The organism is Paractinoplanes deccanensis (assembly GCF_016862115.1).
Classification (GTDB): domain Bacteria; phylum Actinomycetota; class Actinomycetes; order Mycobacteriales; family Micromonosporaceae; genus Actinoplanes; species Actinoplanes deccanensis.
Window position 1 is genome coordinate 1 of record NZ_BOMI01000208.1, and the last position, 22221, is coordinate 22221.

Sequence of the window (22221 nt, forward strand, 5' to 3'; positions counted from 1 at the left end):
TGTTGTCGCCGAGCCTGTTGCGGCCGACGCCAAGCCCGCCGCTGTACCGGTCGCCGTCGCGGACGCGCCCGAGACGCCGCTCGCCGTCGCGGACGAGCCGGAGGCCACCGCCGACGACAAGCCCCTGGCCCTCGCCTCGCCGGAGCCGGTCGCCGAGCTCGAGCCGGCCGCTGCCAAGGAGAAGGCAGCCACCGACACCAAGGTGGCCGCTAAGGAGAAGGCAGCCGGGGACACCAAGGTGGCAGATGAGGAGAACGCCGCCACCGACCAGAAGGTGACCGCCGAGGAGAAGGACGCCGTCGAGCCGATCGGCGACGCGACCGCCACCGAGAAGGCCCCGGCTCCCGCGTCCATTGTGGAGTCCGAGCCCGCCGCCGTCGCCGAGCCGGTCGCCGCTGTCGCGGAGTTGCCCGAGCCGGCCACCGCTGCCGAGACGACCGAGACCAAGCCGGCCGCCGCCGACACGACCGAGGCCGAGCCGGTCGCCGCCGACACGACCGAGGCCGAGCCGGCCGCCAAGCCGAAGCGGACCCGCACCCCGCGGCCGCGCCGCGTTGCCGAGCCGGTGGCCGCTGACGCCCCCGCCGAGGAGACCAAGGCGGAGCCCGTCGCCGCACCCGCCGAAGAAGCCAAGGCGGAGCCCGCCGCGGCCGTCCCCGGTGCCGCGGAGAGCGATGAAGTTGCCGTCACCCCCGCGCCCGTCGCTGTCGCCGCGGTCGTGCGGGAGCCGGCCGATGTCGTTGCGGCGACGCGGGAGCCCGTCGCCGAGACCGTTGCGGCCGTGCCGGGTGTTGCGGGGGCCGATGAGGTTGCCGCGGTGCCGGCGCCGGTTGCGGTGGCCGTTGCCGAGCCGGATGACCTGACGAAGATTCCGGGGATCGGGCCCAAGATGGCCGTCGCGCTGGCCGCCGGTGGGTTCACCACCTACCGGCAGATCGCGGACTCCGACGCGGCCGCCCTGCGCGCCGCCGTCATCGCCGGCGGGATGCGGTCGGCGCCGTCCGTGGCGAGCTGGCCCGAGAAGGCGAAGCAGCTCGTCGACACCGCCAACTGACCCCGCACCGCACGATGCCCGGCGAGCCGCTCGCCGGGCATCGGCCTTGTCAGAGGGAGCCGACGGCCGTGGCCACCTTGGCGCGCAGGTCCTCCGGGAGCGGGGCGTAGCCGAGACGGGTGGCGGCTTGCTGACCGGCGGCGCTCGCCGCGTACGTCAGGAAGCTCTTGAGCAGGGCCGGCGAGCCCGTGCGGCAGACGATCTCGTAGGTGACGAGGACCAGCGGATAGGCCGCCGCGTCCTTCGTGCCGTAGTCGATCTGGATCTTCAGGTCGTTGCCGGTGCCGGTGAGGCGGGCCGCGGCCACGGTGCGGGCGGCCGCCTCGTCCGTCAACGGCACGAAGTCGCCGGCGGCGTTGCCCACGCGGGCGGTCGGCAGGTTGTGGAAGCGGGCGTACGACGCCTCGACGTAGCCGATCGCGCCGTCGGTGCTCTCGATCGCCGAGACGACGCGGTTGCTGCCGGACTGCGCGACGCCGCCGGGTGCGGGCCAGGCGGAGCCGCTCGGGAACGTCCAGCCGGCGCCCGCGGTCGCGTCCAGGAATCTGGTGAAGTTGTCGGTGGTGCCGGAGCTGTCGGCGCGGTGGACCGTCCGGACCGGGGTGGACGGAAGGGTCAGGCCCGGGTTGTCCTTCTTGATCCGGGCGTCGTCCCAGCTTTTGATCTTGCCGGTGAAGAGGGCGGCGATCGTGGCGGGGGCGAGGCGCAGCTCGTCGACGCCGGCCACGTTGTAGGCGAGCGCGATCGGGCCGACCACCATCGGCAGGTGGATCGCGGGGCCGGACGAGCAGCGGGCGGCCGCCTTGGCCACGTCTGCGCCGGCGATCGGCGAGTCGGAGCCGGCGAAGTCGCCCCGGCCGCCGTAGAAGGCGCGCAGGCCCGCGCCCGAGCCCATGCTCGCGTACGCGATGGAGGCTCCGGGGCAGGCCACCTGGTAGTTCTTGATCCAGGTGCTGACGGCGGTGGCCTGGGCGGACGAGCCCTGCGCGATGAGCGAACCGTCGGCGCAGGCGATCGGGTCGGCGGCGTCGGCGGCGCGGGGCACGTCGCACGCCGCGGCGGCGAGCAGCAGCCCGAGGCCGAGCAGCAGGCCCGCCCGGCGCGACAGGTGGCGTTTCACTGGCGCTCCTCTCAGCGGTACTCGGCGAAGCGCTTGCGGACGGAGAGCGGCACCAGCAGGACCACCATCCCGAGCACGCCGACCGGGATCCACGGCCACCCCGTGAGCAGCTGCGACGTCGTACGCATGGCGTCGTCGAACGCGTCCGCACGGCCGGCGGCGATCTCGGCGACCGCGGCGTCGTAGTACGAGAAGTCGAAGGCGGCGTCGCCCCGCCGGATGCCGGTCAGGTAGCCGATCGCCGAGGCGTCGCGGCCCTGGTCGGCGAGCGTGAGGATGCGCTCGTGCGCCTGGCGGTAGGCGCGCCACCGGGTCAGGACCTGATCTGTCTGGTACGGGCTGACGTCGCGCCCCGCGGCGGCGGCCGGCAGCCCCGACGCGCCGTCGAGGAACGCCGACTTGCGGTCGAAGTCCTGCTTGTAGAACGCGAGGTTGTCGCTGATCAGGTAGCGGCTGGTGTCGGCAGCGGCGTCGTAGCTGACCGCCCGGGCCGACGAGAGCGCCAGGAACGGCCGCAGGCTGTCGTTGCGCGCCGCGGTCAGCCGCTGCTCCTGCACGATCAGCACCGTCACGGCCGGCGCCACCACCGCCACGGTCAGCACGGTCGCCGCGATCAGCGCCGGGTTGAACAGCCGCCGGAACCGCCGGGCGAGCCAGATCTGCAACGCCAGCAGCAGCCCCACGAGCAGCAGGCCCAGCGCCACCGCCGAGGCCACCGCCCCGATCCCGGTCGCCTGCTTCGCCTCGTACGCCCGGTCGAGCCTCTCCTCGCTCAGCTCGCGCAGCCGCTCCGCCGCCGGGAGCAGGTCGAGGTGGAGAACGTTCGTGGCCTGCGTGTAGTAACCGGCGGCGCCGTCGCCCGCGGTCAGCGCCTGCCAGACCCGCTCGCGATAGATCGACAGGTCGTTCATCAGGTCGAGGACGATCCCGCCGGAGCCCATCAGCCGCTGGAGGTCGGCGTCGACCTGGCGGCCGCGTTCCCGGTACGTGCCGAGCGCGTCGATCTGGCTGCCGGCGAGCGAGTCGTTGCCGGTGGTGAGCACGAGCCGGGCGACCTGGGCGTCCATGTCGCTGAGCGCGAAGTAGAGATCGGCGGCGGTGGCGGCCCGCGGCGCCGCGTCCTCGCCGATGGCCCGGACCTGATCCTGCACCCGGGCCATGAGGACGCTGGTGGAGGCGAGCAGGGCGATCGCGGTGAGCACGGTCACCGTCACCCACAGGCGCAGCCGGGCCGGAGTCTCCCGCCGGGCGGCCTGACGGGCCACCTCGCGCGTTGCTACGAGAACTGCTGGCACAACCGTCACGGTAATGCACGCGAGCAATTTCGAAATGGACCGGATCTTGAATTCCGGCTGTTTACCTCACGTCCACGTCAATGCCATTTAAAAAGCCGCGGATCGTAACCGTTGGTGAGGGACGCCGGCCGCTTCGAGGCGCCGCGCGACGGCGGCGCGGGGGTTGTCGACGAAGACGGTGACGTGATGATCATCGCCGAGCGCGCAGGCCGCGGCCACCGATCCGACGTTGACCGGGTCGAGCTCGGGCACGTCCGACAAGTCGACGATCAGGCGCAATGGCCGAATCTTGCGGACCGTGTGCACGAGGGCCCGGCGGAGCTCCGCCGTCTGATCGTCGCCGACCTCCCCATGCGGGGCGATCACCACGCTGCCGTCGGCGCCGGTGCGCACCTCCAGGACAGTACTCCGCATCGAAGGCACTCCTCGTTACCCTGCGTTCAGCCGCTCGCCCACCCTACGACGCGAATTCCCCCGGCGTCGACAGCCGAAAGAGTTCGCAATCCCACAATGCAGCCGTACGGGGCAGAGCGCATCCCGGCACGCGTTGCGCGCCACCGGACCGGGTGACCGCCGCCGCGTACGCGTATAAAAGGATCTTGTGCCACGCCGCTACCTGATCCTCGCCATCTGCTGCTCGAGCCTGTTCATCGTCGGCATGGACAACACGATCGTGAACATCGCGCTGCCCTCGCTCCAGGACGATCTCGGCGCGTCGCTCTCCGGCCTCCAGTGGACCATCGACGCCTACACCCTGGTGCTGGCCAGCCTGCTGGTGCTCGCCGGCTCGACGGCCGACCGGATCGGGCGGCGGCGGGTCTTCCAGACCGGCCTCGCCCTCTTCACGGCCGGCTCGCTGCTGTGCAGCCTCGCGCCCAGCCTGGGCTGGCTGATCGCCTTCCGCATGATCCAGGCGATCGGCGGCTCGATGCTCAACCCGGTAGCCATGTCGATCATCACGAACACGTTCACGGACGCCAAGGAGCGCGCCCGGGCGATCGGCGTGTGGGGCGCGGTCGTCGGCGTCAGCCTGGCGATCGGCCCGGTGCTCGGCGGCTTCCTCGTGCACGCGCTGGACTGGCGCGCGATCTTCTGGGTCAACGTGCCGGTCGGCGTGGCCGCGTTCCTGCTGGCGTGGCGCTTCGTGCCGGAGTCGCGGGCGCCGCACCCGCGCCGGCTCGACCCGGTCGGTCAGGTCATCGTCTTCGTCCTGCTCGGCTCGGTGACCTACGGCATCATCGAGGGGCCGAGCTCGGGCTTCACCTCGCCCGAGATCCTCGGCTGCTTCCTGCTCGGCGCCGCCGCCCTGGCCGCGCTGCTGATCTACGAGCCGAGGCGCGAGGAGCCGCTGATCGAGCTGCGCTTCTTCAGGAGCGTGCCGTTCAGCGGCGCGACGCTGATCGCGGTGTCGGCCTTCGGCTCGCTGGCCGGCTTCCTGTTCCTGAACACGCTCTACCTGCAGGACACGCGCGGCCTCTCGGCCCTGCACGCGGGCCTCTACACGCTGCCGTTCGCGGCGATGACGGTCGTCTTCTCCCCTCTCTCCGGCCGGATCGTCGGCTCCCGCGGCACCCGTCTGCCGCTGGTGCTCGCGGGCGTTGCCTTCATCGCCGGCATCCTTCCGCTGACGCAGCTCACCGCGGACACGCCGGTGTGGCTGCTCTTCGCCTGCTACGTCGTCTTCGGCTTCGGCTTCGCGATGGTCAACTCCCCCATCACCCAGACGGCCGTCTCGGGCATGCCCCGCGAACAGGCCGGCGTCGCCGCGGCCATCGCCTCGACCAGCCGCCAGGTAGGCACATCGCTCGGCGTAGCGGTGATCGGCGCGGTCGTCGCGGGCAGCACAGCCGACTTCGCCGAGGCCAGCCACGCCGGCTGGTGGATCATCGTCGGCCTGGGCACCGCGGTGCTGCTGCTCGCCCTGCTCACCACCGGCAGATGGGCCCGCTCAACCACCCCCACCGGCTGACCCGCACAACCGACAGCCGGCCGGACCCGGCCGGCCCAGCCCCGCACCCCGCGAACGCCCGTGCCCGGCCGACCACCCCAAGCCCCGACACCGCCGCACTCAACGACCCGGCCCCGCACCACGCGAACGCCCGTGCCGGCCGACCACCCCAAGCGCCGGCACCGTCGCACACAACGCACACGCGGACCCGGCCGGCCGCGGCTGCACGCCGAAGCCACGCCTCGGCCGGGGTGGGTCGCACGCGCGGCACACGGACGACCAGCCCGGCCGACCACCCGCACGCGCCGCCACTGCGCGACACGACGAGAAGTGGACCCGGCTGATCACGCCGGCTTGCCGAACCCGGACAATACGACGATGCGGGTCTGGCGGGTGATCGCGACGGTCACGCTGATCGTGGCGGTGCTCGGCGCGTGGGCCGTGAAGCAGGCGCGGGCGCCGGTGAGCCTGCGGCCCGACGGCGCTCACGAGGTCGGCCGGATCACCGGCCTGTGGGTGGACCGTGGCCGGACCGACCAGTTCGCGCCGCTCGGCGGGACGCCGCGCCTGCTCTCGGTCTGGGCCTGGTATCCGGCGGCGCAGTCGACGGCACCGGAGTCGGCCTATGCGCCCGAGGGCTGGGAGGGGCTGCACCGCTACGGCCCGGCGGCGACGGCCTTCGACAGGATCCGCACGGGGACGAGAGACGAGGCGCCCTTCGCGGCGGGCTCCTTTCCGGTCGTGGTCCTGCTGCCGGACCGGGGCGCGTCGGCGCCGCAATACACCGCGCTGGCGTCCCAACTGGCAGCTCAGGGCTATCTGGTGGTCGGAGTGACGCCAACCTACAGCGCGGGTCTGACAGTTCTGGACGGCAAGCCGGTGCGCGCCAGCGCGGCCGGCGACCCGGATCGTCTCGACGAGACACGGCGTGCGCAGCTGCTCTCGGTGTGGGCGGCGGATGCCCGGTTCGCCGCTTCTCGTGCGCTCGTGCAGCTCGGGCAGCACGTGGATCCCGCCGCCGTCGTCTACCTGGGCCACGGGCTGGGCGGGGCGGCCGCCATCGCGGCCTGCCGGGACGACGAGCGGTGCGCCGGATCCGCGTCGCTGGGCGACGGCGGCTCGCTGCTGCTCGCCGCGCGGGACCGCACGTGGGCCTTCACCGTGGCCGGCGCGGAACGGCTCACCTTCACCGACTACGCCCTCTACCGCCTCGCGCCGCCGCTGCGCTGGGCCCTCCCGGTGGGCAGCATCGACGGCCGTCGCGCCCTCGAGATCACCTCGGGGTACCTGACCGGCTTCCTCGGCGCCGCGATCCTGGGAAGAACCTGGACGCCTCCGTCCTATCCGGAGGTGCGCCCGGCTGCCATGCTGGGCCGATGAACATCATCGACGTGTTCGACCGCGTCTCGGGGGAGTACGACAGCGTCGGCGTCGACTTCTTCAAGCCGATGGCCGAGGCGGTGATCCGGGCCGTGGCGCCGCGCCCCGGCGACCGTGTGCTCGATGTCGGCTGCGGCCGCGGCGCCGCCCTGCTGCCGGCCGCGCGCCTCGTCGGCCCGACCGGCCACGTGACCGGCATCGACCTGGCCCCCGGCATGGTGGCGCACACGGCCCGCGCCACGTCCGGCGCCCGCAATGTGACGATCCAGCTCGGCGACGCCCAGCGGCCCGACTTCCCGGCGAAGTCGTTCGACGTCATCACGGCGGCGCTCGTGCTGTTCTTCCTGCCCGACCCGCCGAGCGCGCTCACCACGTACCACCAGCTTCTGAAGCCCGGTGGCCGCCTCGGCTTCAGCAGCTTCGCCGCGCCCGACCAGCGCTATGCCAAGACGATGCGGATCCTCGCGCGCTTCGCCGGCTCTCCCCCGCCGGAACGCAAGCAACACCCCTTGTTCGGCTCGGTCGAGTCGTTGCGCCAGGCGACGTCGGAGGCGGGCTTCAGCCGTACGAGGGTGAAGGAGCTCGACGTGCGCAGCCACTTCCGGGACGCGGCGCAGCTGGTCGGCTGGATCGGCTCGCACTACGGCCGGAGCCTGCTCGACTCCGTGCCCCCGGATCGCCGCGCCGAGGCCACGCAGGCCATCGCGGACTATCTGGACTGGCCGACGACCTTCACCACCAGGATTCGCGTGGTGACCGGCGACGTCTGATCCGCTAGGGTTGCCCTTGTGACTGCCGGGTCGGCCTTGGGCCACGACTTCGTGAGGCACCCGGCCGGGGTTTGACCCCCTCGCGGGCGCGCGGCCCGCCATCGTTTTCTGCCTTCGCCGTCATCGTTTCGGGCCGGACAGAAAGCGACTTCATGCCTCATCCTTTCCATCAGCAGATCATCGACGAGTTTCGCGCCAACGGCGGCCGGGTGGGCGGCTGGCTCGCCGGCAGCCGCCTCATCCTGCTCACCACGCGGGGCGCCCGCTCCGGCGCCGCGCACACCACGCCGCTGGGCTTCCTCCCGTACGACGGGGGGATTGTGGTCATCGCCTCCGCGGGTGGAGCCGACCGCAACCCGGACTGGTATCACAACGTGCTCGCCGACAACCAGGTGACCGTGGAGGACGGCACGCGCACCTATCGGGCCGAGGCGACACCGCTGAGCGGTGCGGAACGCGACCGGGCCTTCGCCCGCGCCGTCGCCGACGACCCGGGCTGGGCCGGCTATCAGGCCAAGACCAGCCGGACCATCCCGGTGGTCGCGCTCCGCCCCACGCTCAGCTGATCTTTGTGAGGTAGGCGTCGAGGGCGCGGTAGGACTCCTCGGCGCCGGCCTCCATGCCACTCTGCAGCATGCCGTCGCGGTCCTCACGGTTGCTGAACGTCGCGGTGCAGGTGACGGTCGTGCGGCCGCCGCTCTCGGTGAACTCGTACTTCTCGACGGCGATGTGGCCGGCCATCGGCTCGTACTCGAACGTCCAGGTGAAGCCGTTGGGCGGGTCGATCTCGCGGAACTCGCCGCGGAACGCGTGCTCCTGGTTGCCGGCGTGCTCGACGAAGCGCCACTTGCCGCCGACGGAGAAGTCGAGGTCGACGTCGAGCGGGTTGCCCCGGCCCCACCAGTGGCGCACGTGCTCGGCCTGGCTGTGCGCGGCGAAGACGAGGTCGCGCGGCGCGGCGAACGAGCGCGACATGACGATGGTGGTGTCGGTGGGGGTCTGGACGGTGATGCTCATGATTCCTCCTGAAGGCGGCCCAGGTAGCTGTCGAGGGTGTCGTAGCGCTGATCCCACAACCGGCGGTATTGCTCCACCCACTCCGCGACGGCTCGCAACGGCGTCGGCACGATGCTGCACCGGCGCCACTGCGCCTCCCGGGTCCGCACGATCAGCCCGGCCGCCTCCAGCACGTTCAGATGCTTGGAGATCGCCTGCGGGCTGATCGTGAACCCGGCGGCCACCTCCCCCGCCGTCGCGTCCCCCGCCGCGAGTTGGGCCAGGATCGCCCGCCGCGTCGGATCGGCGAGCGCGGCGAAGACGCCGTCGATCGGATCTGCGGTCATGATCAGTTCTGCCTTTGTCTCTCAACCACCCGGTTTATCAACCGATGGGTTTAGAGTACGCCGCGGCGGCCCGAAGTCAACAGGCAGCGCCCACATGGCACACTCCCGTCCCGCACGTGGGGGAGCTACAGGGCCAATTCCGCGGTGCGTGTCGTGGTGCCCAGCAGCAGGGAGACGTGCAGCCGGGTCAGGCCGGCGGCCTCGGGCACGGAGAAGGCGACAGTGCGGTCGATCTCCTGGTCGCGGTAGAGGCGCCAGGCCTCGTTGGTCCCGGGGTCCGTGCTGCCGTACGGCCCGCCCGTCAGCGAGAGCATCTGGTTGGCTCCGTACGACACGCCGCCCGCGTCGTAGGCACGGGCGTCGACGTCGAGGCGGGTGCCGATCCAGGGCCGGCCGGTGTTCCTGAGGTGCACCGTGATCATCACGTCCCGGGCGCCGGGGAAGTCGCTGGGCAGGTCGCTGACCCGCCCGAGCGAGACCTCGGCGCGGGCTCCGCCGTCGCCGGTCAGGACGACCGTGCCCGGCGCGGAGGCGGGAGCCGGCGGCCGGGTCACCACCGTGACGGCGATCGCCAGGATCACGACGACGCCGGCAGCGACGGCCATCCTGACGAGGGCGCGGTCCGCGGCACCGGTGCGCGGGCTCGGCAGCGGCCTCGGCTGCGGTAGCGGGCTCGGCTCTGCCCGCGGCGCCGCGGGCCGCTTTCGCCGGCCGGTGCGGGCGGCGAAGAACAGCAGGGCACCGGCCACGGCGGCCAGGATCGTCCAGCCCGGGCGCTTCGGGATCGTCACGGCACGCCGGATCGGCAGGGCGGCGGCGAACCTTAGTGGGTGTTCCAGAGGGTTGTGGTTCGGGCTTGTCGTCGCTGCTGGCGTTGAGCCGGTTCGCCGCGGGCGAGGCGCCGGAGCATCTGGTTGATCGCGGCCCAGCGGATCAGTTCCTCGGAGACCTCGGGGTCACGTTCATAATCGCGGGCCAGGCGGCGGTGGGCGGTCAGCCAGGCCAGGGTCCGTTCCACCACCCACCGCTTGGGGTGCACCTCGAACCCGCGCTGATCGGCGGGCTTACGCACGATGTCGATCACCATGCTCAAGGTCCGGGCGGCCGAGTCGAGCAGCCGGCCCGCGAAGCCCTGATCGGCGAACGCGTACCGGATCGCAGTGAACAGCAAGACGCTCAGCAGCGCCGTCTTGGCGCCGTCGCGGTCCTGCCACGACGCCGCCAGCACCGTGACGCTGACCAGCAGGCCGAGGGTATCGGTGACGATGAACCTCTTACGCCCGTTGACCTTCGTGCCCGCGTCGTAGCCGCGGGTGTCGCGCCCAACGGTGTCAGCCGCCCTGACCGACTGCGAGTCGATCACCCCGGCTGACGGTTCGGCGTCACGGCCCTCGGCCAGCCGGATCTGCTCACGCAACTGCTGAACAATCCGTTCGGTGACGCCGCGTTCCTTCCACCGCTGGAACCAGCCGTACACCGTCTGCCAAGGCGGGAAGTCCACCGGCAGCTGCCGCCACGAACACCCCGACCGGTCGATGTACAAGATCGCGTCCACGATGTCGCGGAACGGATGCTTCGGGACCCGCCCCGGCTCCTTGCTCAGCGGAAGCATCGGCTCAATGATCTCCCACCGCTCATCGGCTCAGGCCGGACGGATACACACGCTCACGGCCCACACCCAAACCCTGCCGCTACCACCGAAACCACCGCGGACACGCCGTCCGGCAACCCTCAGAAACACTCACCTAGACGCCGCTCGGGTAGGTCTCCGGCTCGCGCGCGTCGATGTGGAACGGGTGCAGCGGGCGCACCGCCTGGGTCTCGTCGAACCACAGGAACGCGTCGTAGCGGTCGCCGAGCACCGACGGGACATAGTTGGCCCAGTTGTCGCGCTCGGGGCGGTAGACCACGCCGATCGCGCGGTGCGGCAGCGAGTCGACCAGCACGTCCGGGCGGCCGGCGATCGGCGGGAAGACGAAGAGGGCCCGCTCCGGGGCCTCGGCGTGCAGGATGTCCTCGATCGAGCCGGACCGGGCCGGTGGCACCGGCATGACCTCCATGGGCGCGCCCCAGTCGCGGCCCGCGATCACCGTGCCGCGGTGTGAGCCGAAGCCGACCAGGGCCACGTCGCCGGCGCCGAACCGCTCGCGGGCCAGCGACCCGATCGTCACCTCGCCGTGCGCGGCCTGGTCGGTGGCGTTGGCGTCGCCGACATGCGTGTTGTGCGCCCAGACGACGGCCTTGGCGCCCTCGCCGTAGTGGTCGAGCAGCCGCGCCAGCGTGGCGTCCATGTGCCGGTCACGGATGTTCCACGACGTGGGCCCGCCCGCGATCATCGACCGGTAGTAGTGCTCGGCGCCGGCGACCACCTCGGCGTTCTGCCACACGGCCAGGTCCCGCCCGCGCAGGTCGATGAGCATGCGGACGACGTCGTCCTCGCAGCCGGCGTCGACGAAACGGGTCGCCCAGGCGTACGCGTGCGGATCCTCGGCGTACGGCTCGAAGCACCGATAGGCGGCCAGCGCGGCAGGCACCTGGGACGGATCGTGCTCGCGCAGCCAGGTGAGGATCTCGCGCATCGACTCCCAGAGCGAGTAGACGTCGAGCCCGTGGAAGCCGACGGCCCGCCCGTTGTTCAGGTTGAACGCGCGCAGCCAGAGGGCGAAGTCGACGACCTCCTCGTTCGCCCACATCCAGGTGGGCCACCGCTCGTAGCCGAGCAGCGCCTCGTCGGGCCGCGCCGAGCCACCGCGCACGGTCGCGTCGACCCGCTGGCAGTCAGGCCAGTCGCCCTCGACGGCGACGAACGAGAAGCCACGCTCCACGATCAGCCGGCGCGTCAGCGCAGCCCGCCAGACGTAGTACTCGTGCGTGCCGTGGCTGGCCTCCCCGATCAGCACGACCCGGGCGGAACCCACCCGATCGACCAGGATGTCCAGATCACCCTCGTCGGCCAGGGGCCGGGCGATCGCCGCCACCTCATCCCCGTACCGGTGCATGCCCTCCCGGTACCCGCCCCGATTCGACCCCATACGTCCGACCTTGCCGCCCGGCTTCTTGCACTTAGACGTATACGTCTATACGGTGAGCCCGTGCCCCTGGACGCGTCGCGCAACAGCCTGGTGATGCCGCTGCTCGGACTCCTGGTCGAGCAGCCGGCTCACGCGTACGACCTCACCGCTCGGCTGCAAGGCCGATACGCGCACCTGCGCGTCACCCGCAGCACGGTCACCACGCTGCTGAAGAGCATGGAGAAGGCGGGCCTGGTGGCACCGCGCGCACCGGAACGCGTGGACGGGCGCCCACCACGCACGTCGTACGAACTGACCGCGGCGGGGTTCGCCGGGTTTCGCACGAGGATCGACGCGGGCCTGCGCGAGGCCGAGCCCGCCTCCGTCGACTTCGTCATGGCCATGTCCTACGCCGGCGTCCTGCCGGCCGGCACCGTCGCGACGATCCTCGACGCCCGCGCCGACCGGCTCCGCGCCGACGTCCGCCGCTACGAGCGGCCGGCCGAGATCCCCGAGGTCCACATGCTCGAGGCCGAGTACTGGTCTGCCGTCGTCACCGCCGAGATCGAGTGGGTGACGCGACTGGCGACGCGGATCCGATCGCGTGACATCACCTGGCCGGCACTCAACGACCCCGACGGCGAAGGGAATCGACCATGAAGTTCGGCATCTACCCCGGCGGCAGGGCGGGAACCGTCTGCTCGGCCCCCGCCGACCCGGCCCGCATCGGGCAGCTCGTCGATGAGCTCGCCGGCGGCGGCCCGTTCGTCGTCCGGGAATACGTGCACTTCCTCGGCGACCACCCCGCGCCGGAGGCCGTCGCCGCGATCGGCGCCGGAGCGGAGCTCGATCACCTGACGATGCCCGACGCGTGGTACGCCGCGGACGGCCGCGAGCTCGACCTCGTGGTCAGCTACCTCCCCCCGGACGCCGACGTCGCCGGCTGGCTGGCCTTCCTCGACAAGGTCATCGACCGGTACGGGCACCTGACGCGCTACCTGCAGGTCACGCTCGAGCCCAACTTCCCGATCCCGATGATCGACGGCAGCTCGCCCGGCGTGCTCGACGCGCTGACGCGGGGTCTCCCGCACGCCCGAGCGCGCCTTCACCGTGCGGGTCTGCACGACGTGCGGGTCGGCTTCTCCGTGGCCGAGCCGCCCGAGTGGCTCGGCGGGGACGACGCCTTCTGGGCGCATCTGGCCGGGGTGCCGGAACGCGACTTCGCGGCGCACGTGGACTACGCCGGGCTCGCGCTCTACCCCGACGCCTTCGCGCCGGTCGCTCCGCCGGGAACGCCGGGCGACGTCGCGTCCCTCACCGCCCATGCCGTGCGCCATCTGCGCGAGCGGTGCCTTCCCCGGGCCCACATCGCCGGCCGCGTCCCGATCCACATCGTCGAGAACGGGTCGCCGAGCGGGACGGGCCGGACCGAGCGCGACCAGGAGGAGTCGCTCTCCGCCATGATCGAGACGATCATGGCGCACGAGGAGCCGGCCAACGTCGTGCTGTACGAGCTGTTCGGCCTGCGGGACGCGGACAGCGCCTCCTCCGAGGCGGTCGGGCACCTGGGCCTCGTCACCGACGACTACCGGCGCAAGAGCGCCTTCGCCCTCTATCGCGACGTGGTGCGCCGGGCGCCGGCACGCCGGTGAGCTCGCGGCCGAGCGGGCCACCGGGGTGTTCAGGCCGCGGTGACCATCGCAAGCGTGTGCGGGAGCTGGCTGTGCAACGGTGTGGGCAGCTCGCCGGGCCGGAACCAGGCGAGCTCGTCGAACTTGTGCGGCTCGCCGATGCGGGCGGCGGCGGGGTCCAGGCGCACGGAGAAGACCACGGCCACCCAGTGCGAGCCGGGGCGCAGCACATTGCGCACGCCGAGCAGCGTGATGTCCTGCGGCGGCGTTGCGTACTCCTCGGTGACCTCGCGGGTGACCGCCTCCTCGAAGGTCTCGCCGAACTCGAGGGCGCCGGCGCCGCAGTCCCAGGCGCCGGGCTCGTCGCGGGCCCGGGCCGAGCGGCGGGCGAGCAGGATGCGGCCGTCGCCGTCGTGGCAGACGAAGACGCAGGAGACGTCGGGCTTGCGGGTCATGCGTCGATCATGTCAGCGGGGGCAACATGTTTACCGTGTGGATCAAAGCGTGCCTCAACGGCGGCCGGCCGTCTCCGGCTCCGGTCACGCCGGGCGAGCTGGCGACGGCGGCGCGGGAAGCCGCCGAGGCGGGAGCGGTGGCCGTTCATGTGCATCCGCGGGACGCCGGCGGGCGTGAGTCGCTGCGCGCCGAGGACGTCGGCGCCGCGGTCACCGCCATCCGGGAAGCGTGCCCGGGTCTGCCGGTCGGCGTCTCGACCGGCATCTGGATGACCGATGGCGACGCCCTCGAGCGCGCCCGCCTGATCGCCGGCTGGCGTGTGCTGCCCGACTTCGCGTCGGTCAACGTGCGCGAGGCGGGTTTCGCCGATCTCGTACGACGGCTGCACGGCGCCGGGGTGGGAGTGGAGGCGGGCGTCTGGGCGCCGGACGAGGTGGACGCGCTCGACGGCCTGCCGCTGCTCCGGATCCTCGTCGAGATCATCGATACGCCGCGCAGCGAGGCCGTCGCCGCGGCGGACGCGATCCTGCGGCGCCTCGGCGACGCCGCGCCGCCAGCACATGACAAAGGGGACGATGGCGGGACGGGCACTGTGCCCGTTCTGCTGCACGGCGAGGAGGACGCCTGCTGGCCGCTTCTCGAGCATGCCGGGGCGCTCGGCCTGGCCACGCGCGTCGGGCTGGAGGACACGCTTGTCCTGCCGGACGGGTCGCCGGCGGGCGGCAACGCGGAGCTGGTGCGGGCCGGGTGTGCGATGTGGACCGCAGCGCGGCGGAAACGCGCGAATACGGACGGTTAAGGCCGGGTATCGGATGATCGATTCGGGCGAATATCGCGTATCTTGATCCGGCTGGAGGGAGAGAGATGACCGATACGCCCGACCGCGAGGATCCCGTGCTCGTTCGTCCCTATGTGGCGACGAAGGCGGACACCGCGGAGTTCGCCGCCGTCGGCGAGACGGAGACGTGGCCCGAGCCGGGAGCGGACGACACGGCCGTGCAGCCGGTCGTGGACGAGCCCGCGCCGCAGGAGAAGCCGCCGCCGAAGAAGTCCGAGCACCCCGTGCTGCGGCTGGCGATCTTCTGCGGCGGGGTGGCCCTCGCGCTCGGCGTGGCGGCGTTCCTCGTGTTCGGGCCGGGCACCGAGCCCGAGCTTCCCCAGCCGGGCGCCGCACTGCCCGCGATGCCCGCGAAGCCGCCGATCCCCGAGTCGTCCGTCGCCGCCTCCGCCTCCGCCGCCGCGAGGAGCGCGTCGGCCTCCGCGTCGGCGAGCGCCAGCCCGTCGGTGAGCGGGAGCGCCGCCTTCCCCAGCGTCTCGGTGGGCGTCGCGCAACCGGGACAGAAGCCCCTGGTGCCGGGTTCGCCCGCCGCGCCCGGCCTCTCGGCGGCCCCGCCCGCCGCCACGGTCACGGCGACCGCGACCACCGCGGCGCCCACCGACCGCACCGGCGCGATCACCGCCGCCAGCGGGCGCTGCCTCGCGCTCGGCGGGCTCTTCGGCTGGGACGGCAGCCCCGTGCAGGTGGCCGGGTGCAACGGCGGCGACGCGCAGACGTTCACCCTGGCCACGGACGGCACGCTGCACGTCGGCGAGAAGTGCGCCGCGGCCACCGGCGGCACCGTGCGAGTGTCGTCGTGCGACGGAGCGCCGTCATGGCGTACCGGTGCGGGAGGGTCTTTGATCGCCTCGAACGGCCAGTGCCTCACCGACCCGGGCCGCTCCGGCGCCAATGTGAAGGTCGCCGACTGCACGGGCGCGGCCGAGCAGAAGTGGACGCTGCCGTAGCGGGTCAACGCGGGCGGCCCACCGGCTTCGCCCGGTACATCGCCGCGTCGGCCTCGCGCAGCAGCCGGTCGGGGTCGGTGGAGCCGTCGCCCGAGAGGGCCACGCCGATGCTCACACCGACCTCGACCACCTCGCCGTCGATCCGGTAGGGCTCGCAGAGGCGGGTCGCGATGGCGTCGCGGACCACCCGCTCGGCGCCCGGCTCGACCAGGCCGTCGAGCAGCACCACGAACTCGTCGCCGCCGAGCCGGGCCACCGTGTCCGACTCGCGCAGCAGGCCGGTGAGCCGGCGCGCCACCTCGATCAGCAGGACGTCGCCTGCGGCATGGCCGAGCGAGTCGTTGACCGCCTTGAAGCCGTTCAGGTCGAGCAGCAGCACCGCGAACCGGTGCTCCGGGCGGCGCGCGGCCCGCAACCCGGCCTGCTCCAGCCGGTCGGCCAGCAGCACCCTGTTCGGCAGGCCGGTCAGCGGGTCGTGCAGGGCCGCGTCGCGCAGCTTCTGCTCCTGCTCGCGCAGCGCCGCGACCATCGCGCCGCGGTCGAGGGCCGTCGCGAGCAGCGCGCCCGAATGGTTCATGATCTCGCGGCCGGCCGGCGTGCTCTGCTGCACCTTGCCGATCGCCGCCAGCACGCCCCAGTCGCGCAGGCCGCTGCGCACCGGCACCACGAAGACGATCTCGCCGGCGGCCGCGTCGGCCAGGTCGAAGAGCCCGGCCGGCGGGAACTGGCTCACCCGCATCGACGAGCCCACCCAGTCCTGGCGTGCCCGGTACTCCCCCACCACGGTCAGCTCGGTGTCGCGCGCCGGCACCGCCGCGTGGTTCCACAGGCCCAGGCAGCCCGCCGTCAGCGTGGTGCGCTGGAGCCACGCCAGCGCCCGCGGGTCGCGTTCGTGCGCGCCGAGCAGGTCGATGCCGAGCTCGTGCTGCACGTTCAGCGTGTCCTGGAGGTAGCGGACCTCGCCGAACAGCGACCGGGTCAGCTCCTCGCCGACCGGCAGGCCGATGCCGGGGCAGCCGCACGAGCTGCGCCGCACGAACGAGGTGGGTACGTAGGAGGTGCCCTCCTCCGGAGACGCCACCCGCGCGTGCGCGGTCACCCCGACCAGGTCGGCCGGCTGCCGCACGGTCGAGAGGCTGGGACGCATGTAGGTGGCGTCGACGATGTCGTCGAAGCCGGCCACGGCGACGTCGGCGGGCACGCGATAGCCCGCCGAGGCGAGCCGGCCGATCAGCCCGATCGCGTTGCGGTCGGTGCCGCAGACCACCGCGCTGACCGGTACGCCACGGCGCAGCAGCAGGTCGGCGACCATCTCGCCGCCGCTCTCGTGGTTGTCCCCCGAGTCGAACACCAGCGCGGGGTCCGGCTCCAGCCCGTGCGCGAGCAGCCCGGCACGGAAGCCCTCGAGGCGCTCCCGCAGATCGAAATGGGCGAGATGACCGGCGTACGCGATGCGCTCGTGACCGTGGCCGATCAGGTGCTCCACCGCGTCGCGCACCCCGCCCCGGTTGTCGGCGAGCACCGCCGGGCACTCGTCGAGCACCTGCCCCACCGACACCACCGGCAGGCCGGCACGTCGCGCTCCCTTGGCGTACGAGGCGTGCAGCGCGCCCGGCAACACGATCAGCCCGTCGAGGTGCTGCCACGACACCGGCCGGCGGAAGTCGGGCAGCCCGCTGCGGTCGGCGCTGTACGAGCCGGGATCCAGCGTCTGGATGCCGACGATCCGATCACCGGCGGCGACGGCGGCCTCGTGCACGCCCGCGATGATCGCGCCGTAGTAGTCGCCACCGACGAAGGGCGAGAGGATCCCGAACGTACGACCCGACACGGCCTACATGATCCCGCGAAACGCGGGCGCGCGGGTCAGACTCCGGCCAGATGGCGCCGAAGATCCTTGGTGCCGCCGGTGACCGGGCGCGCCGCCAGGATGCAGGTGTCGTCGTCGGGGTTGGCCTGGCGCAGGCGCGAGAGCAGCTCGCCCAGCGGCTGGCCGGGCGAGGCGCGGACGGCCTCGTCGACCGTGCGCATCACCGTGGCGAGGCCGTCGTCGAGGTCACGACGGCGATGCTCGACGAGCCCGTCGGTGTAGAGCATGAGCACGTCGCCGACGGTGAAGCCGAGCCGGGCGGTCTCGTACCGGGCGTCGTCGAGCACGCCCAGCATCGGGCCCGCCGGGCGCTCCAGCGGCCGCGTGCTCCCGCCGCGGCTCAGCAGCGGCGGCGGGTGGCCCGCCTGCGCCCAGACGATCTCCCGGCGTGCGGGGTCGTAGCGGGCCACGATCGCCGTGGCGGCCAGCTCCGGCGTCTCGCGTTCCAGGTCACAGGTGAGCGAGTTGAGATGGCCGAGCAGCTCGCCGGGATCGCTGGTGGTGACCGCGAGCGCGCGCAGCGCGTGCCGCAGCTGGGCCATCGTCTTGGCCGCGCGCGTGCCGTGCCCGGCCACGTCGCCGACCGCGAGCAGCACCGAGCCGTCGCGCAGCTCGGCCGCGTGATACCAGTCGCCGCCGACCAGGCTCTTCTCGCCGGCGGGCAGGTAGCGCAGCGCCACCTTGAGGCCGGGCAGCTCGATCGGGCCGTCCGGCAGCGGCAGGATGATGCGCTGGAGCTTGCCGGCGAGCTCGTGCTCGGCGGCCAGGTCGCGGCGCTGCTCGTCCAGCTGGCGCTCCACCTCGGCGAGGCGCTGGGCGCTGGTCTCACGCTCGGTGACGTCCTGCACGATGCCGAAGATGCGCAGCGGCCGGCCGTCGGCGTCGCGGCTGGCGTCGGCGACCGTACGCAAGTGCTTGATCCGCCCGCCGACCCGCACCCGGGTGGTCACGTCGACCCGTTCGCCCCGCTCGAAGGCCTGCCGGGCGGCGTCGCGCAGCGGCTTGTCCTCCGGCAGCGCCAGCGCCTCGGACTCGGCCTGGTTGAGCGGGCCCAGCCGCGGATCGCGCTCGTAGATGCGGTAGACCTGGTCGGACCAGTAGATCTCGCCGCTGAGCAGGTCCCACTCGCCCCAGCCCAGGTTGCCGAGCCGCTCCGTGCCGGCCAGCCGCTCGTTCACCCCGCCGGGCCGCTCGTCGTGCCGGGTCCAGTTGAGCAGCAGCCCCTCACCGAGCCGATGTGCTCGCACGGTGTAGAGCCCCGCCCCGTGCCGGAACGGTCCCAGCACCGCCGGCACGCCGGTCTCCAGCACGTGCTGATAGGCCTGCCAGCGGTCGCTGGACAGCGCCTCGGGGAAATGCGCGCTGATGCGCAGGCCGAGCAGCTGGGTGCCGCGCAGCCCGTTCGGCGCGACGGCCTCGGGGCTGGCGGCGGCCCAGACCAGGTCGACGAGCCGGCCCGACAGGTCGCGCTCGGCGGTGAAGAACGAGGCCATGCCCGGCACCACGTCGAGCACCCGCTGCACCATGCCGAGCCACGGCGCGAACCGGCGGACCGGCTCGGCGGCCACCACCGGCGGGCGGCCGGTGTCCAGACCGGAGATCGCGGCGGTGTCCGGATCGGAGACGTCGAGCATGCGGATCACCCCGCTCGCCACCTCGATCAGGTCGCGGCCCTCCTCGGCGCCCATGCGCAACAGGTGGCGATGGGCCTCGGCGAGCCGGCAGCGGGCCCGGCCGGCGAGCAGCCCGACGGCGCGCTCGACGGTGAGCCGCCCCGCCTCGCCCGGGTCGTCGGTCGCGCTCGGTCGCAAGCTCTCGACCGCGGCGGCGTACGCCTGTCCCACCACGACCCTCCTCCCCAGTTCCGGCTCCGGTTCCTGGATACGTCAGCGGAACGGGGGTCGTCATCGGCCGTTCATACGGACCGGGCCCTACCTGCGGCGAACATCGCGGACCGTCACTCGAACGGGCGGCCCCGCCGGGTTAAGCCGAATGGTCCTCAGAGCTCGAACAACGACCGCATCGCCTCGGTGAGACGGGCCATGCTCTGCCCGGTGACCATGCCGATACGCTCCGCGCCGATCGAGGCGGGAAGGCGGCGCATCCGGTTGACCACCACGACACCGGTGATCGGGTCCTGCTCGGTGAGGGCGACCGCGTAGGGCGGCAGCTCGGTGACGCCGCGCTGGCGGACGATCGGCGCGCAGAACGGCGACGCGTTCTTGCGCTCGTTGAACGTGTCGGCGGAGAGCACGAGCACCCGGTAGCGCAGATCCGTCCGGTTGCCGATGGTCCAGATCTCGCCGCGCTTCATCGATCAGTAGGTCCCGCTCGGCATGTGCGAAGCCTACCGCTGCACGGATCTTAGGCCACGTCCAGCCCACGCGCCGCGCCGCCAATAGATGAGAACCCTGGAACACAGTCGAACCGGTCTCGCAATCAACCCGTAAGAATGTTCGCGTGGCTAGAGCGACGGAAGGGTGTCAGTGATGTCGGAGAAGGCACAGATCGGAGTCACCGGCCTGGCGGTGATGGGGCGCAACCTGGCGCGCAACTTCGCCCGGCACGGGCACACGGTGGCGGTCCACAACCGCTCCTACAACCGCACCAAGGAGCTGGTGGAGGAGTTCGGGCACGAGGGCACGTTCCTCCCCTCGGAGAGCGCCGAGGACTTCGTCGCCAGCCTCGAACGCCCCCGCCGCGTCGTGATCATGGTGAAGGCCGGCGCGCCGACCGACGCGGTCATCGACGAGTTCGCCCCGCTCCTCGAAGAGGGCGACATGCTCATCGACGCGGGCAACGCCCACTACCTCGACACCCGGCGGCGGGAGGCGGCGCTGCGCGAGCGCGGCCTGCACTTCGTCGGCACGGGTGTGTCCGGCGGCGAGGAGGGCGCGCTGCACGGCCCGAGCATCATGCCCGGCGGATCCAAGGAGTCGTACGAGGCGCTCGGCCCGCTGCTCGAGGACATCTCGGCCAAGGTCGACGGCGAGCCGTGCTGCGTGCACGTCGGCCCGGACGGCGCCGGCCACTTCGTCAAGATGGTGCACAACGGCATCGAGTACGCGGACATGCAGCTCATCGCCGAGGCGTACGACCTGCTCCGGCACGTCGGCGGGCACACGCCGGCCGAGATCGCCGACGTCTTCAAGGGCTGGAACGAGGGCCGCCTCGGCTCCTACCTGATCGAGATCACGGCCGAGGTGCTCAAGCAGGTCGACGCGGACTCGGGCAAGCCGTTCGTCGACGTGGTCCTCGACCAGGCCGAGCAGAAGGGCACCGGCCGCTGGACCGTGCAGGCCGCCCTCGACCTGGGCGTCCCGGTCAGCGGCATCGCCGAGTCGGTCTTCGCCCGCGCCCTGTCCGGCGGCGCCGACGTGCGCGCGGCGGCCGCGCAGGCGGGCCTCCCCGGCCCCTCCGCGACAGCCGGATCGCACAGCGGCGACCTCCAGGCCGACGTCGAACAGGCCCTGTTCGCGTCGAAGATCGTGGCGTACGCGCAGGGCTTCCAGCAGATCCAGGCGGCCAGCAAGGAGTACGGCTGGGAGATCGACCCGGGCGCGATGGCGAAGATCTGGCGCGCGGGCTGCATCATCCGCGCGAAGTTCCTCGACTTCATCAAGCAGGCGTACGACAAGTCGCCCTCCCTGCCGACCCTGCTGGTCGACCAGTACTTCCTCGACGCGGTCAGCGGCGCCCAGGACGCCTGGCGCCGAGTGGTGGCCACGGCGGCCCAGCAGGGCATCCCGGCACCGGGCTTCTCGTCGGCGCTGGCCTACTACGACGGGCTGCGCGCCTCGCGACTGCCGGCGGCCCTGATCCAGGGGCAGCGCGACTTCTTCGGGGCGCACACATACCGGCGGGTGGACAAGGAGGGGTCGTTCCACACGCTGTGGGCCACCTCGGAGCGGAACGAGATCTCGGCCTAGACGTCGGTCTTTCCTGTCCTTCCTGTCCTTCCTGTCCTTCCTGTCCTTCCTGACGAACGGCGGCGGGGTGCTGAGGCGCCTGCCGCCGTTCGGTCGGGGAAGGCGGTCCGGGGGTGGCGTGGCGCCCACCTCACCCCGTCGGCGTGTCTTGCCCGTTATGGGGCTGCCCGGGGCAACCTGCTGCTCGGTGCTCGCCTCAGCCGCGGTGGGCCGTCGGCCTGGTCGCCATGGGCTGCCGGGTCACGTCCACCGCTCGCCATCCACATCACCCCTCGGCGGGGCGTCGCGCCCTGCCCACCAGGGGGGCCTACCGCCCAGCACCCACCTCACCCGCCGGCGGGCCCTCACGCCCTGCCCGCCATGGGCCGCCTGGCGCAACCCACCGCTTGCCACCCACCTCACCCGCCGGCGGGCCCTCACGCCCTGCCCACCATGGGCCGCCTGGCGCAACCCACCGCTTGCCACCCACCTCACCCGCCGGCGGGCCCTCACGCCCCGCTCACCATGGGGACCTGGCGCAACCCACCGCTTGCCACCCACCTCACCCCTCGGCGGCCCGTCGCGCCCCGCTCACCATGGGCTGCCCGGCGCAACCCACCGCTTGCCACCCACCTCACCCGCCGGCGGGC

22 protein-coding genes are annotated in these 22221 nt (G+C 72.6%); 10 read left to right on the top strand and 12 right to left on the bottom strand.

Going from position 1 to position 22221, the window contains the following annotated elements; all coding sequences use genetic code 11:
* Positions 1-1054: helix-hairpin-helix domain-containing protein (locus Ade02nite_RS47435; RefSeq protein ID WP_203778029.1), on the top strand; the 1054-nt coding region annotated here is incomplete at its 5' end.
* A gap of 49 nt (positions 1055-1103) precedes the next feature.
* Here the strand turns inward: Ade02nite_RS47435 and pstS are convergent.
* The 3 genes from pstS to Ade02nite_RS47450 form a co-directional block, all read right to left on the bottom strand.
* Complete coding sequence (gene pstS, locus Ade02nite_RS47440) at positions 1104-2174, bottom strand: phosphate ABC transporter substrate-binding protein PstS (protein ID WP_239169596.1); 1071 nt, start codon at positions 2172-2174, stop codon at positions 1104-1106.
* A gap of 11 nt (positions 2175-2185) precedes the next feature.
* Positions 2186-3469, bottom strand: a complete 1284-nt coding sequence (locus tag Ade02nite_RS47445) for a GlnX family signal transduction membrane protein (RefSeq protein WP_239169597.1) — start codon at positions 3467-3469, stop codon at positions 2186-2188.
* Positions 3470-3556: 87 nt separating this feature from the next.
* Entirely contained in the window at positions 3557-3862 is a 306-nt protein-coding gene (locus Ade02nite_RS47450) for an STAS domain-containing protein (protein ID WP_239169598.1), read from the bottom strand.
* Between the two features lie 208 nt (positions 3863-4070).
* Between Ade02nite_RS47450 and Ade02nite_RS47455 the strand changes: the two genes are divergently transcribed.
* The 4 genes from Ade02nite_RS47455 (at position 4071) to Ade02nite_RS47470 (ending at position 8133) form a co-directional block, all read left to right on the top strand.
* Entirely contained in the window at positions 4071-5438 is a 1368-nt protein-coding gene (locus tag Ade02nite_RS47455) for an MFS transporter (RefSeq protein WP_203778031.1), read from the top strand.
* Between the two features lie 357 nt (positions 5439-5795).
* Complete coding sequence (locus Ade02nite_RS47460) at positions 5796-6797, top strand: alpha/beta hydrolase (protein WP_203778032.1); 1002 nt, start codon at positions 5796-5798, stop codon at positions 6795-6797.
* Positions 6794-7567, top strand: coding sequence for a class I SAM-dependent methyltransferase (locus Ade02nite_RS47465; protein ID WP_203778033.1), 774 nt, complete (start codon positions 6794-6796; stop codon positions 7565-7567). Before Ade02nite_RS47460 ends, Ade02nite_RS47465 begins: the two co-directional genes overlap by 4 nt.
* Before the next feature lie 152 nt (positions 7568-7719).
* Positions 7720-8133, top strand: coding sequence for a nitroreductase family deazaflavin-dependent oxidoreductase (locus Ade02nite_RS47470; RefSeq protein ID WP_203778034.1), 414 nt, complete (start codon positions 7720-7722; stop codon positions 8131-8133).
* On the opposite strand, the gene Ade02nite_RS47475 is transcribed toward Ade02nite_RS47470, so the two are convergent.
* The 5 genes from Ade02nite_RS47475 to Ade02nite_RS47495 form a co-directional block, all read right to left on the bottom strand.
* Positions 8126-8584, bottom strand: a complete 459-nt coding sequence (locus tag Ade02nite_RS47475) for an SRPBCC family protein (protein ID WP_203778035.1) — start codon at positions 8582-8584, stop codon at positions 8126-8128. The genes Ade02nite_RS47470 and Ade02nite_RS47475 overlap by 8 nt on opposite strands.
* On the bottom strand, positions 8581-8910 hold the full coding sequence (locus Ade02nite_RS47480) for an ArsR/SmtB family transcription factor (protein ID WP_203778036.1): 330 nt from the start codon (positions 8908-8910) through the stop codon (positions 8581-8583). The genes Ade02nite_RS47475 and Ade02nite_RS47480 overlap by 4 nt, the downstream gene beginning before the upstream one ends.
* 125 nt (positions 8911-9035) lie before the next feature.
* Positions 9036-9701 (bottom strand): hypothetical protein, encoded by a 666-nt coding sequence (locus Ade02nite_RS47485; RefSeq protein WP_203778037.1) that lies wholly within the window; start codon positions 9699-9701, stop codon positions 9036-9038.
* A 32-nt stretch (positions 9702-9733) separates the two neighbouring features.
* Positions 9734-10522 carry an IS5 family transposase gene (locus tag Ade02nite_RS47490; RefSeq protein ID WP_203778038.1) on the bottom strand — a complete coding sequence of 263 codons (789 nt, stop codon included), beginning with the start codon at positions 10520-10522 and terminating at the stop codon, positions 9734-9736.
* A 133-nt stretch (positions 10523-10655) separates the two neighbouring features.
* Complete coding sequence (locus Ade02nite_RS47495; RefSeq protein WP_203778049.1) at positions 10656-11909, bottom strand: erythromycin esterase family protein; 1254 nt, start codon at positions 11907-11909, stop codon at positions 10656-10658.
* A 93-nt stretch (positions 11910-12002) separates the two neighbouring features.
* On the opposite strand from Ade02nite_RS47495, the gene Ade02nite_RS47500 reads away from it, so the two are divergent.
* Together Ade02nite_RS47500 and Ade02nite_RS47505 are read left to right on the top strand one after the other, a co-directional pair.
* The gene (locus Ade02nite_RS47500) at positions 12003-12581 is read left to right on the top strand and encodes a PadR family transcriptional regulator (RefSeq protein WP_203778039.1); all 579 of its coding nucleotides are present in this window, start codon (positions 12003-12005) and stop codon (positions 12579-12581) included.
* Complete coding sequence (locus Ade02nite_RS47505) at positions 12578-13573, top strand: hypothetical protein (protein ID WP_203778040.1); 996 nt, start codon at positions 12578-12580, stop codon at positions 13571-13573. Before Ade02nite_RS47500 ends, Ade02nite_RS47505 begins: the two co-directional genes overlap by 4 nt.
* A 29-nt stretch (positions 13574-13602) precedes the next feature.
* Here Ade02nite_RS47505 and Ade02nite_RS47510 read toward each other — a convergent pair whose 3' ends face one another.
* Positions 13603-14007 carry an NUDIX hydrolase gene (locus Ade02nite_RS47510; RefSeq protein ID WP_203778041.1) on the bottom strand — a complete coding sequence of 135 codons (405 nt, stop codon included), beginning with the start codon at positions 14005-14007 and terminating at the stop codon, positions 13603-13605.
* A 35-nt stretch (positions 14008-14042) separates the two neighbouring features.
* Between Ade02nite_RS47510 and Ade02nite_RS47515 the strand changes: the two genes are divergently transcribed.
* Both Ade02nite_RS47515 and Ade02nite_RS47520 read left to right on the top strand, forming a co-directional pair.
* Entirely contained in the window at positions 14043-14807 is a 765-nt protein-coding gene (locus tag Ade02nite_RS47515) for a 3-keto-5-aminohexanoate cleavage protein (protein ID WP_239169599.1), read from the top strand.
* Between the two features lie 65 nt (positions 14808-14872).
* On the top strand, positions 14873-15793 hold the full coding sequence (locus Ade02nite_RS47520) for a ricin-type beta-trefoil lectin domain protein (protein ID WP_203778043.1): 921 nt from the start codon (positions 14873-14875) through the stop codon (positions 15791-15793).
* A 4-nt stretch (positions 15794-15797) separates the two neighbouring features.
* On the opposite strand, the gene Ade02nite_RS47525 is transcribed toward Ade02nite_RS47520, so the two are convergent.
* From Ade02nite_RS47525 to Ade02nite_RS47535, 3 genes are all read right to left on the bottom strand, one after another.
* Positions 15798-17624 carry a substrate-binding and GGDEF domain-containing protein gene (locus tag Ade02nite_RS47525; RefSeq protein WP_203778044.1) on the bottom strand — a complete coding sequence of 609 codons (1827 nt, stop codon included), beginning with the start codon at positions 17622-17624 and terminating at the stop codon, positions 15798-15800.
* Positions 17625-17659: 35 nt separating this feature from the next.
* Entirely contained in the window at positions 17660-19510 is a 1851-nt protein-coding gene (locus Ade02nite_RS47530) for a SpoIIE family protein phosphatase (RefSeq protein WP_239169600.1), read from the bottom strand.
* A gap of 152 nt (positions 19511-19662) precedes the next feature.
* A complete protein-coding gene (locus Ade02nite_RS47535) occupies positions 19663-19977 on the bottom strand; it encodes a type II toxin-antitoxin system PemK/MazF family toxin (protein ID WP_203778045.1) in 315 nt (104 codons plus the stop codon).
* A gap of 175 nt (positions 19978-20152) precedes the next feature.
* On the opposite strand from Ade02nite_RS47535, the gene gnd reads away from it, so the two are divergent.
* Positions 20153-21592 carry an NADP-dependent phosphogluconate dehydrogenase gene (gnd, locus tag Ade02nite_RS47540; protein WP_203778046.1) on the top strand — a complete coding sequence of 480 codons (1440 nt, stop codon included), beginning with the start codon at positions 20153-20155 and terminating at the stop codon, positions 21590-21592.
* Positions 21593-22221: the final 629 nt, after the last annotated feature.